Origin of the sequence: Phyllobacterium sp. 628 (genome assembly GCF_014189505.1) — a bacterium.
In the GTDB taxonomy this organism is placed as follows: Bacteria; Pseudomonadota; Alphaproteobacteria; order Rhizobiales; family Rhizobiaceae; genus Phyllobacterium.
The window spans coordinates 1298637-1310830 of the sequence record NZ_CP050301.1; the positions used below are offsets into that span (position 1 = coordinate 1298637).

Annotated in this window: 7 protein-coding genes; 5 read left to right on the top strand and 2 right to left on the bottom strand. The window is 55.7% G+C overall.

Annotation, left to right across the window (positions count from 1 at the left end; genetic code table 11):
- Nucleotides 1–88: 88 nt before the first annotated feature.
- Both HB779_RS07965 and HB779_RS07970 read right to left on the bottom strand, forming a co-directional pair.
- The gene (locus HB779_RS07965; RefSeq protein WP_188345195.1) at nt 89–3541 is read right to left on the bottom strand and encodes an SEL1-like repeat protein; all 3453 of its coding nucleotides are present in this window, start codon (nt 3539–3541) and stop codon (nt 89–91) included.
- A 288-nt stretch (nt 3542–3829) separates the two neighbouring features.
- Nucleotides 3830–4420, bottom strand: coding sequence for a demethoxyubiquinone hydroxylase family protein (locus HB779_RS07970; protein ID WP_188345196.1), 591 nt, complete (start codon nt 4418–4420; stop codon nt 3830–3832).
- 346 nt (nt 4421–4766) lie between these two features.
- Here HB779_RS07970 and HB779_RS07975 point away from each other — a divergent pair, with 346 nt between their 5' ends.
- The 5 genes from HB779_RS07975 to HB779_RS07995 all read left to right on the top strand — a co-directional run bounded on the left by HB779_RS07975 (nt 4767) and on the right by HB779_RS07995 (nt 12191).
- Nucleotides 4767–6560 carry an acyl-CoA dehydrogenase C-terminal domain-containing protein gene (locus HB779_RS07975; RefSeq protein WP_188345197.1) on the top strand — a complete coding sequence of 598 codons (1794 nt, stop codon included), beginning with the start codon at nt 4767–4769 and terminating at the stop codon, nt 6558–6560.
- Nucleotides 6561–6628: 68 nt separating this feature from the next.
- Nucleotides 6629–7801, top strand: coding sequence for an acyl-CoA dehydrogenase family protein (locus tag HB779_RS07980; RefSeq protein WP_188345198.1), 1173 nt, complete (start codon nt 6629–6631; stop codon nt 7799–7801).
- Nucleotides 7802–7827: 26 nt separating this feature from the next.
- Nucleotides 7828–9036 (top strand): acetyl-CoA C-acetyltransferase, encoded by a 1209-nt coding sequence (locus tag HB779_RS07985; RefSeq protein WP_188345199.1) that lies wholly within the window; start codon nt 7828–7830, stop codon nt 9034–9036.
- 13 nt (nt 9037–9049) lie between these two features.
- Nucleotides 9050–11272 (top strand): 3-hydroxyacyl-CoA dehydrogenase NAD-binding domain-containing protein, encoded by a 2223-nt coding sequence (locus HB779_RS07990; protein WP_188345200.1) that lies wholly within the window; start codon nt 9050–9052, stop codon nt 11270–11272.
- Nucleotides 11273–11546: 274 nt separating this feature from the next.
- Nucleotides 11547–12191 (top strand): helix-turn-helix transcriptional regulator, encoded by a 645-nt coding sequence (locus HB779_RS07995; protein ID WP_188345201.1) that lies wholly within the window; start codon nt 11547–11549, stop codon nt 12189–12191.
- The last annotated feature ends 3 nt before the right edge of the window (nt 12192–12194 follow it).

A 12194-nucleotide genomic window follows, 5' to 3' on the forward strand; every position in this document is an offset into this window, starting at 1 on the left:
TGGACCCCAAGTTCGACAATGACCGCTTAACGCTTAACATATTGCCCCAAACACGAAACCCTATGTCGCATCAGTCATAAGGGCCGGTTTAGATGTTCTTTTGGAGGAGCGCCTTGACCAGATCCTTGTCGATATTGCCTGTTGGCTTCAAACCATTGCTCTTCTGGAAAGCCATGATCGCATCGCGGGTCTTGGCACCCATCTTGCCGTCCGAACCGCCAGCATCATAGCCGTTCTTGTTCAGGATCAGCTGGATGTTGCGGGTGGCCTTTTCCATATCGACGGAACCAGTGGTTGCAGGGCTCGTCCGCCACTCTTCCGGAACGCTCAAGGCGTTCGCTTCCGGGTTCATCGGCTTCGCCTTCCACAATTCTGTGGCTTCGCGTGCCCGGGTCAATTGATCGGGCGTCATGGCTTTGCCGACTTCATCGCGCTTCTGGCCTGCATCCTTGTCTCCGGCATTGGCGGCGAGCGCAAACCACTTGTAGCTTTCTTCAAGGCTCTGCGGAATGCCCATGCCCTTGGCTGACAGGATAGCGAGGTTAAATTGGCTGTCCTTCACGCCGAGTTCGGCCGCTTTGGTAAACCAGAGCGCTGCGGATTCATTGTCCGGCGTGCCATCGGCGCCAGCGGCAAACAATACGGCAAGGTTGTGCATGGCACTGGCATTACCCTGTGCCGCTGCGAGTTGGTAATAGGTCTTGGCCTTGGCGAGGTCGCGTGCGCCGCCGAGACCCTTTTCAGCAAAATTGCCCAAGCGGTACTGTGCCGGAGCAAAGCCTTTTTCAGCGGCCAGAGTATACCATTCAGCCGCCTTGGCGTAATCGCTGGTAACGCCGCGCCCATCCATGTAGCGGTCGCCGATTTCAAACAGAGCTTTCGGATTGCCATTGGCTGCCGCTTCGCGCAGTAGCTCAGGACCGGCTTCTGCAGGAATGGCCGGAATGGTGCTGGTGGTCACATCCGCCCTGGGAGCAACGGCGAGAACATCCGTTGCCGTCTTCGCTGGAGCCGGCTGGACCGCCGTTTCGGTTGGCTGCGCTGCAGCAATCAGGCTGCCAACGGTTTCCTGCGTTGGTGCGGGGGCAGTGGACTGATCTTCTGCTGGAGCACTTGCGGCCGGTGGGGTCTGCTGTGGGGCAGCCGCCGGGGCCATTGAGGCGGCGACCTGTGCCTGGGGGGCAACGGTCGGCACAACCGGCTCAGCCGTTGAACTTGTATCGTTCGTGACGGCCGCCGGGCCGCTGATAAATGCATTCTTCAATTGCAGTCCGGCAATGGCGATCATGATCGCGCCAATGGCGAGCAGAATGGGTTTGCGTTGACGGGCTAACAGGCTGCCCTTCTTGCCGTCTTTATTGCGGACGGGACCGCGTGTCTGGCTTTCGACCTCCGCTGCGGCGGCCTGTGCGGCGCGGCGTGCGGCGGCGATGAAATCAGCCTTACCCGCACCCATGTCGCCTGCCAGGTTCATTTCACGGCGTTCGTCGCGCACCCGCTTGAGAATGGAATTCAGGTCAGGCATGCCGGAGCCGGGCTCAAGCGGACGGTTTAGAAGCTCGGAGTCAATCTCGGATTTGTCATCAATCCGGTCAGAATTGTCCACCGTCTCGATCTCGGGTTCCTTGTGCACGACATCAGGCTTGCCGCGGGACTTTATGCTCCGCGTTAGGCTACCCAGCAACGACTTGCGTGCAGGAGCAGTCTCTTCCATCTCGCTGGTACCGGCCAGCGTTACTTCGGGCGAAGCATCCGCAAACTTGGAAAACACTGGCGTATCAAAGGCAGGTTCTGTTTCCGCATAGGGCGGATGATAGGCAGGCACGGCTTCCATTGCCGGCACTGCGGCTTTAACGGGCGCTGCGACGTTGCCGCTCTCGAGAGAACCTAGTCGATCGACAATCTTCAACAGTGTGTCGTGAATGGCTTCAAACGTCTTGGTGTTACGGTCTTCCGATTTGCGGGCGAGCCCCTCAAGCGTCTTCAGATCGTCAGCGAGTTCGCGGGCGATGGCGCCATCATGGGTATTGCCAAAACTGGCTGAATTGCGAATGGCTTCCGATGCGGCTTGCCGGGCTGCTTCCACAACAAAATCGCGATTAACAGCCAAGGTTTCCTCGATTGCTTCGAGACGTGGCGGAATGGCCGCGAATTCGGCGTAGCGGTCATTGGAATGCGAAAGATGTTCGGCCAATCCGGCAATCTGTAATTCGAGATTGCGGATAGCATCGTTTGAGCCGTCGCCTGCTGGAACATTCTGCGCGATGTAACGCGCCATGTCATCGAAGCGTGCTTCCAGATTATCGGTCAGGCGGATGCCGCTATGTTCGGCTATCGTGTGATGATCGTCGAGACGCCGGGTCAATTCTTCAAAACGCTGGTCGATCTGGTGCATGAAAGCCGGATCGGCAACAGGCGCCTGCGGCGCTGTTTCCAGATGATGCACGATGTTGAGAACCCGGTCTTCCAGATTGCGGAAATCCGTGGCGCTTACGGAAGCAGGAACGTTTTCCAGATGATGCACGATTGCCGCAAGCTGGTCTGACAGCACATCGAGATTGGCGGCCGGAGCAGCAGGCCGGGCGGCAAGACGGTCAACACGTTCGGCAAGTTCGCCCATACGCTGCAGCAATGTGTCAGATGCGCGGTCATAGGCCACGTTTTCGATTTTGCTGCTTAATGTGGCGATGCGGGCCTCAAGCCGCTCAAACGCATCCGTATCGACAGAGTTCGTCGATGCCGGACGTGCGGTCGCTACAATGGCGCGGCTGATTTCATCAAGCCGCTCATCGATCTGACGCATGAAGTCGCCATTGACCGGTTCGGCATTCTTGCGTGACATCTGCTCGACAGCGCTGGCCAGAGTCTTGAGTTTGTCTTCAACCTTTTTCATTGGCAGCGACTGCGGCAGGACATCGACAGCCTGACGGATCTGGTCGAGACGACCGCCCAAAGGATGGTCCTGCCGGAACGAATCGAAACGCTCATCCATCGCATCCCAGCGATTGTTGAGGCTCTTGACCGATTCTTCGCGCGCCAATGTGGTGACGGTACGCTTCAGATCATCGAGATCGCCGCGCAGCATCGAAAGATGCCCGTTATCGGTGCGATTTGAAGTGGAATGATTCATGCTGCGGCTCGGCGCAGCGGATTGATACAGGCGATGCAATGTATCGCCATGCGGTTCGTTATGCGCGCGCGCCGGGGCCTCATCGCGCATTTCTTCACGCAATTGTTTGATCCGGGCGGCTATGGCTGAAAGGTCATGCTTACCGTTGTGCGGCTTGCTGGCAAAGGATGGCAAGTCGTCGGAAGATACATGGCGCGGGGTCTGCGAACCACCGGCGCGCGAGGCAAGGGCGGCAAAGCGGTCGGCAATATCGCCATTATCCTCGGCAGTCTCGACATATTGCGGTTCCATCGTATCGCGCAGCTGGGCTTCCAGCGCTTCAAGCGTGCGGTTTATATTGTCGAGCGACGTGGTCTCGCGGCGTGAACGGTTCACATTGACCTGTTCCAGTAGTGACCTGTGGTTCGTCATGGACGCCTGCTTTGCCGTGGTTACGCCAGATATCCGGCGGGTTAATTCTGTCCTACGGGGCAGGGCCGGAAGCGCTGGCGATTCTCGCCTGTCACTTTGGCATCGTCTGGTCTCGGTCTTCCGAAGCTAAAAAATGCGTTCTGCACAATGCCAATCCGGAAAGCCGGGACTTTCACCCCATGCGGTCCGACAAGCCGTGAAAAACAAATCACTTATAGACACGGTTCACCGACACCGTGACATTGGCGAAACGTGGTAAACAACTGGTTAAGAGATCAGCTCGAAGTGTTAATTATTTGCCTTTAGAGCCCGTGCCATTCGGGCTGAATCGCCCCATGTCGACAGCCAGATCAGGCAGCCGGTGGCTAACGATATAATCCCACGCAACGATTTAAGAATGATACCACGCGATATCAGCCGTTCTTCCGCGTGTTGCAGATGTGCAAGTTCCTCGTCGCGAATAGATTGGATGATCCCGTACAGTTCAGGGTCGCGCGATTTGAGAAAGTGAATCTGGTCATCAAGGTGCCGATGTACGACGGCTTCCACCGCTGCTGTACATGCCCATATGCCTTGGCGGCCGAGAAGTGCGGTCAGAAACCCAAGCAGCCAGCCGCCATAGCTCCAAAGATACATAGCGCGGCAAGGGCGGGATTTCCGCGAGAGCATGGCGACGCGAAAGATTCGACAATGATTGCGCTCATCCTCAAGCATTTCGGTCAATGCCGGAACGCAATCAGGCCAGCACCACTTCGACACAAGAATTTGTGCCGAATAAATCCGTATCGCGCCAAATTCACCTGCGTGATTGACCCGCGCGATCCGTCCGATAGTGAGTCTGTCCCGTACAGAAATCGGTTCTGCGTGATATAAATCCAATGTCCCCGCCAACGTTTCCTGTAAAGTTGCGTCCCTTTTCCCTTTCTATTCGAACAGAAGGGGCCTACCGTTTCAACTGATTTAATGCGTCAAAGCCGGGCACGACAAACCCAAAAAATGTGGTAGCGTGCCGAAGGCTATACTAATCAGAAGCTGTTTCTGCTCCACTCTTTTCGTAACATCCTCATTGAATGAAATATCCAATTCAGAAAGATTGATCGACGGAAGCAAAACTTCACAAAATTTTGACGTTTACGGAAACGTCAAAATTTGTTAGAGAGGAAGAAATTCTGACGGCACCAGCGTCCGCGTGCCGTTTTGCTCGTTTATGTTTTGGAGGAAACTGATGCCGAGTTATCGCGCGCCCGTCGAAGACACGCTTTTTATTCTGAATGATGTTCTGGGCTATGAACGCTACAACAACCTGCCTGGATTTGCTGATGCGTCGCCGGACATTGTCGAAGCGATCCTGAGCGAAGGCGCCAAGCTTGCCGAGAACACGCTGTTCCCGATCAATCAGTCAGGTGATCACGAAGGTTGCGTGCGCCATGCGGACGGCACGGTTACAACACCCAAAGGTTTCAAGGCCGCATTTGATCTGTATCGCGAAGGCGGCTGGATGAGCCTGTCCATACCAGCGGAATTTGGCGGGCAGGGCCTGCCTTATGCGCTGCATGTTGCCGTTGGCGAATATATGTCTTCGGCTAATATGGCTTTGGTCATGTATCCCGGTCTGACACAGGGTGCGATTGCCGCCATTTTGACCCACGGCACCGATGACCAGAAACAGGCCTATCTGCCCAAGATGGTCGATGGTACCTGGACCGGCACCATGAATCTGACCGAGCCGCATTGTGGCACCGATCTTGGCTTGCTTCGCACCAAGGCCGTCCCGAATGCCGACGGCTCCTACAAGATTTCCGGCCAGAAGATTTTCATTTCGGCCGGCGAACATGACATGGCCGAGAACATCATCCATCTGGTGCTCGCCCGTATCGAGGGTGCGCCGGAAGGTGTGAAGGGTATCTCGCTCTTCATCGTGCCAAAGTTCAATCTCGACGACAGCGGCAATGCCGGCACGCGCAATGGTGTGTCATGCGGTTCGATTGAAGAGAAGATGGGCATCCATGCCAATTCGACTTGCGTCATGAATTATGACGAGGCTACCGGCTATCTCATCGGCGGTGAGAACAAGGGCTTGCGCGCCATGTTCACCATGATGAACGAGGCGCGTCTTGGCGTTGCCTTGCAGGGCCTGTCCATCGGCGAAGTTGCTTACCAGAATGCAGTCGAATATGCCCGTGAGCGTATTCAGGGCCGGGCGCTGACAGGGCCGAAGGCACCGGACAAAAAGGCCGATCCGCTGATTGTGCATCCTGATATCCGCCGCATCCTGATGACGATCAAGTCGTTCAACGAAGCCGGCCGCGCTTTCATTCTGTGGTCAGCCCTGAAGTCCGATGTGGCGCATCGTTCCGAAGTTGAGGGTGACAAGCAGATTGCCGATGATATTCTTGGCTTGATGACACCCGTTCTCAAGGGCGTGCTGACCGACAAGGGCTTTGAACACGCTGTCATGGCCCAGCAGGTTTATGGCGGCCATGGTTACATCGAAGAACATGGGATGAGCCAATATGTGCGCGATGCCCGTATCGCCATGATCTATGAAGGCGCCAATGGCGTTCAGGCGCTGGACCTTGTTGGCCGCAAGCTCGGTGCCAATGGCGGCCGTGCCATCATGGCGTTCTTCAAGGAAGTCGGTGATTTCTGCGAAGAAAACCGGGCTGATGAAAAACTCGGCTTCTACACCAAACATCTGAAGAAGGGTCTCAACGACCTGCAGGCTGCTTCCATGTGGCTGATGCAGAACGGCATGGCCAACCCGGACAATGCCGGTGCAGCTTCGACCGATTACATGCATCTCTTCGGTCTGGTTTCGCTCGGCTATATGTGGGCGCAGATTGCCAAAGCTGCCAATGCCAAGCTTGCCGAAGGCGGAGACAAGAAAGACTTCTACGAGACCAAGCTGGTCACCGGAAAGTTCTTCATGGAACGCGTCATGCCTGAGACATCAGCCCATCTTGCCCGCATCCAGACCGGCGCGGAAACCATGATGACTTTGGGCGCGGAAGCGTTCTGATTTTACAGCCAAAAGAAGGCGGAGGGCCTTCCTTTGTGGCTAAAATGTGGAATCGAGGGAGGTGAGTGATGTCAATTCGGCCGGAAGACGTGTTGGGTGTACCCAAGCCTGACTGGAAAACCGACGATGTGGTGATGCTGCAGGACATGGCTTCGAAGTTTCTCGAAGCCGAGGTTCTGCCGCACTATGACCGTTTTGAGAAGCAGGAAATCTTTGACCGCTCCGTCTGGGAACTGGCGGGCGAGAATGGCCTGCTTTGTGCCTCGATGCCGGAAGAATATGGCGGCGCGGGCGGTACTTACGCCCATGAAAGCGCCATCCTCGAAGCGATCAGCCATGTGGGTGTCGATGGTTTCGGCATAGCCCTGCACAATTCGATCGTGGCTCCCTATATCCTGCATTATGGATCGGAAGAGCAGAAGAAAAAGTGGCTGCCGAAGATGGCCACGGGCGAGCTTATCGGCGCGATTGCCATGACCGAACCGGGAGCCGGTTCCGATCTTCAGGGCGTAAAGACGAGCGCCAAAAAGGATGGAAATCAATACGTTATCAATGGATCGAAGACCTTCATCACCAATGGCCAGCTTGCCAATCTGGTGGTTGTGGTCACCAAGACCGATCCTGCTCACGGTGCCAAGGGTACATCGCTGATCGTTATCGAAACGGATGGACAAGAGGGTTTTGAACGCGGCCGCAATCTGGATAAAGTTGGACTGAAATCCAACGATACATCGGAATTGTTCTTCAACAATGTCCGCGTGCCGACGGCCAATCTTCTTGGCACGGAGGAAGGCCAAGGTTTCGTTCAGCTGATGCAGCAATTGCCGCAGGAACGCCTGCAGATTGGTGGAACTGCGATTGCCATGGCTGAACGTGCCATTGCCATCACCTCCGAATATGTCAAGGAACGCAAGGCTTTCGGCAAGGCAGTTATCGACTTCCAGAACACCCAGTTCAAGCTGGCCGAAATGAAGACGGAAGCAACCATTGGCCGGGTCTTTTACAACCATTGCGTGGAACGTCATGTCAATGGCGGGCTCGATCCGGTGACTGCATCCATGGCGAAATATTGGCTCAGCGACCTGCAGAACAAGATCGTCGATGAATGCCTGCAGCTGCATGGCGGCTATGGCTATATGAATGAATACCCCATCGCACGCATGTTCCGCGATGCCCGCGTCCAGCGGATTTATGGCGGAACCAATGAAATCATGAAGCTTTTGATCGCCCGCAGCCTCTGAGCCGCGGTTCGAAAAGGGAGAATGAAATGGCCGAAGCATATATTTATGATCACGTCCGCACCCCGCGCGGCAAAGGCAAGAAGGACGGCAGCCTGCATGAGGTTCCCGCCGTTCGCCTTGGTGCGAAGGTGCTGGAAGCCCTGCGCGACCGCAATGGTCTCGATACGGGTCTGGTTGATGACATTATCTATGGTTGTGTTGATCCCGTCGGTGAAGCCGGTGCAGTGATCCCGCGCTCCTCGGCTTTTGAAGCCGGTTATGACTTCAAGGCACCCGGTATGCAGATTTCGCGTTTTTGCGCTTCAGGTCTTGATGCGGTCAACTTTGCGGCTGCCAAGATCGTGCAAGGCGCCGATGATATCGTCATTGCCGGCGGTGTTGAATCGATGTCGCGTGTCGGCATGGGCATGTCGGGTGGCGCCTGGTACATGGACCCCTCTGTTGGCCTGCCGGGCTATTTCATGCCGCAGGGCGTGTCAGCCGATCTGATCGCCACGAAATATGGTTTTACCCGTGATGACGTCGACGCTTATGCCGTCGAAAGCCAGAAGCGCGCCGGTGAAGCCTGGAAGAACGGCTACTTCAGGAACTCGGTGCTCAGCATCAAGGACCAGAACGGTCTGACCATTCTTGATCATGACGAGCACATGCGCCCGACAACCGACATGCAGGCGCTGGCTTCGCTCAATCCATCTTTTGTGATGCCCGGCGAAATGGGCGGCTTCAATGCCGTCGGCATTCAGGCGCATCCGGAAGTCGAAACCATCAACCACGTGCATCATGCCGGTAACTCGTCCGGTATCGTGGACGGTGCCGCAGGCGTTCTGCTCGGCTCGAAAAGCGCGGGCAAAGCGCTCAGTTCCAAGCCGCGCGCCCGTATTCGCGCCTTCGCCAATATCGGTTCTGATCCCGCATTGATGCTGACCGGTCCGGTCGATGTGACTGAAAAGCTGCTCAAGCGCGCCAAGATGAAGATTTCTGACATTGATCTGTTCGAATTGAACGAGGCTTTTGCCGCTGTTGTGCTGCGCTATATGCAGGCGTTCAACATTCCGCGCGACAAGATCAACGTGAATGGCGGCGCGATTGCCATGGGTCATCCGCTCGGTGCAACCGGTGCCATGATTCTCGGCACTGTCCTTGATGAGCTGGAACGCCGCGATCTCAACGTTGCGCTGGTTACACTGTGCATCGGTGCAGGCATGGGCACTGCAACCATTATCGAACGCGTCTGAGGGAGAGCAGAAGATGAGCTATACAAACTTCAAATTCGACGTCGACGCGGACGGCATTGCGCTGGTTACCTGGGACATGCCCGACAAGTCGATGAATGTCTTCACCGAAGAGGTGATGAAAGAACTCGACGCCATTGTTGATCGTGTTGCCAAGGATGAAGCTATCAAGGGTGCCGTGATCACATCCGGCAAAGACACATTCTCCGGCGGCGCTGACTTGACCATGCTCAAGCGCATGTTCCAGCTGTTCCAGGACGAGAAAGCCAAAGACCCGAAAAAGGCTGTCGAGCTCCTGTTCGAGAACACCGGCAAGATGGGCGGCCTGTTCCGCAAGTTGGAAACCTCCGGCAAGCCTTGGGTTTCAGCCATTAACGGCACCTGCATGGGCGGCGCGTTCGAAATGTCACTCGCGTGCCATGGCCGTGTTGTTTCCGATGATCCGTCGGTGAAAATGGCATTGCCTGAAGTCAAGGTCGGTATTTTCCCGGGTGCAGGTGGCACGCAGCGTGTTCCGCGTCTGACCAATCAGCAGGACGCCCTGCAGATGATGACGACAGGTTCTAGCCTGACCGCTGCCCGTGCCAAGGCCATGGGGCTGGTGCATGAAATTGCTCCGGCAAAGAAATTGGTCGAAACCGCCAAGAAAATGATCAAGGCCGGTTTGAAGCCAGTGCAGCCTTGGGATGAAAAGGGCTTCAAGCTCCCCGGTGGTGCAATCTATTCAGCAGCCGGTGCCAATCTCTGGCCAGCCGCGACAGCGATCTTGCGCCGTGAGACTTATGGCAATTATCCAGGTGCCGCAGCGATCCTGAAGTCCGTCTATGAAGGTCTTCTCGTGCCGTTCGATACGGGTCTGAAGATCGAACAGCGTTATTTCACCAATATCCTGCAGAGCAAAGAAGCCGGAATGATGATCCGCTCGCTGTTCGTCTCCTTGCAGGAATTGAACAAAGGCGCGCGCCGTCCGGCAGACGTCAAGCCGACCAAGTTCAAGAAGGTTGGCGTTATTGGTGCCGGGTTCATGGGTGCAGGTATTGCCTATGTCACAGCCAAGGCGGGCATCCCGGTCGTTCTGCTTGATCAGAGTCAGGAAGCTGCCGATAAAGGCAAGGCACACACCGCCGACCTCATCACCAAGGATATCCAGCGGGGCAAGGCGACAGCGGAAGACAAGGAAAAACTGCTCAGCCTCATCACTGCCTCGACGGAATATGCTGAGCTGGATGGTGCCGACCTTGTTATTGAAGCCGTGTTCGAAGACCGCGAAGTCAAGCGCAAGGCGACGGAACAGGCGGAAGCCGTCTTGAAGCCTGCGGCTGTGTTTGCATCGAATACATCGACGCTGCCAATCACCGGTCTTGCGAAAGTGTCGGTGCGCCCGAAGAACTTTATCGGCATTCACTTCTTCTCGCCTGTCGACAAGATGATGCTCGTTGAAGTTATTCTCGGCAAGAAGACGTCGGAAAAAGCATTGGCCGTTGCGCTGGATTATGTGCGTGCGATCAAGAAGACGCCTATCGTCGTCAATGATACACGCGGCTTCTACGTCAACCGTTGCGTCCTGCGTTACATGTCCGAAGCCTACAACATGCTCGTTGAAGGCGTTCCGCCTGCAATGATCGAGAATGTTGCGCGTATGGCGGGCATGCCGGTTGGGCCGCTGGCTCTGAATGATGAGACCGCAATTGACCTGTCGCAGAAAATCTTGAAGGCAACTTTGGCCGATCTTGGCCCGAAGGCTGTCGACCCGCGCCATGTGGAGCTGGTCAACACGCTGGTCGACAAGTATGACCGCCGTGGCCGCAAGAATGGCAAGGGTTTCTATGACTACCCCGCCAAGCCAGCCAAGAAGCACCTGTGGCCAGAGCTGAAGACGCTCTATCCGCAACAGGATGCAGACAAGATCGATGTGGAAGTCTTGAAGCAGCGCTTCCTCTTCACCATCGCTCTGGAAGCAGCGCGCGTTATGGAAGAAGGCATTGTCACCGATCCGCGTGAAGCAGATGTCGGCTCTATCCTGGCCTTCGGTTTTGCGCCTTATACGGGCGGGACATTGTCTTACATCGATGGCATTGGCGCTGCGAAGTTTGTGGAAATCGCCAAGGCGTTGCAACGCAAATACGGTGCGCAGTTCAAGGCGCCGAAGCTTCTCATCGATATGGCCGAAAAGGGCGACACCTTCTACGAGCGCTTCAATCCCTATCCGGTTGAAGCCAAGAAGAAAAAGGCCGCCTGACGAAACAATAAGGGGATCACTTGCTGATCCCCTCATTTGATTGTGCGTGGTTCGACAAGCTCACCATGAGGGATGGATGGCTGCAAAGCCAACCGTCAACGTTGCAGAACCTACCTTCCTGCAATGCATCCAAATTCCTCATGGTGAGTTTGTCGAACCACGTACAAATCGCATTGCAATATAAGAAACTTTTCCGCACTTCATCTCGACTTTTCCGCAATTCCCTCATAAAACGAATGTGAAGGTATTTTTTCCTTTTATCCGGAAGAGTCTCATGTTCTCACATGATCGTATCTGGGCTGCCATTGATGCGCTCGCAAGCCGCCATTCGCTTTCTGTGTCTGGATTGGCGAAGCGTGCCGGGCTCGATCCAACCACATTCAACAAGTCCAAACGGTATGCTGTTGACGGGCGTGCCCGCTGGCCCTCGACAGAGTCATTGGCAAAGATAATGGAGGCGACCGGCGCCTCTCTGGACGAGTTCATGACACTGGTTGTGGGTGGCAAAAGCGGCAAAACAGGTGACGGCATGATGCGCTCCGTGCCACTGCTCGGGTTTGCCCAGGCGGGTGCGGGCGGCTTTTTCGATGATGGTGGTTTCCCGGTCGGGCAAGGCTGGGACGTGGTGGAATTTCCGGTAGGCTCCGGTGATGCTGTTTATGCCTTGGAAGTCTCCGGCGACTCCATGCTGCCGCTTTACCGCGATGGCGATACGATTATTGTTGCTCCCGGCGCCGCAGTGCGTCGCGGCGACCGTGTTGTGGTTCGCACCAAAGATGGTGAGGTCATGGCCAAGATTCTTTCCCGTCAAACACCGCGTACCATTGAATTGCAATCCATGAACCCGGAACATGCGAACCGCACATTTGATGCGGTTCATATTGACTGGATCGCCCGGATCCTGTGGGCCAGCCAATAGCAG

Bases quoted from the DNA above. Each gene is read 5' to 3' on its own strand.
- HB779_RS07995 (WP_188345201.1), top strand. From the start codon at position 11,547: ATGTTCTCACATGATCGTATCTGGGCTGCCATTGATGCGCTCGCAAGC.
- HB779_RS07975 (WP_188345197.1), top strand. From the start codon at position 4,767: ATGCCGAGTTATCGCGCGCCCGTCGAAGACACGCTTTTTATTCTGAAT.
- HB779_RS07980 (WP_188345198.1), top strand. From the start codon at position 6,629: ATGTCAATTCGGCCGGAAGACGTGTTGGGTGTACCCAAGCCTGACTGG.
- HB779_RS07990 (WP_188345200.1), top strand. From the start codon at position 9,050: ATGAGCTATACAAACTTCAAATTCGACGTCGACGCGGACGGCATTGCG.
- HB779_RS07985 (WP_188345199.1), top strand. From the start codon at position 7,828: ATGGCCGAAGCATATATTTATGATCACGTCCGCACCCCGCGCGGCAAA.
- HB779_RS07965 (WP_188345195.1), bottom strand. From the start codon at position 3,541: ATGACGAACCACAGGTCACTACTGGAACAGGTCAATGTGAACCGTTCA.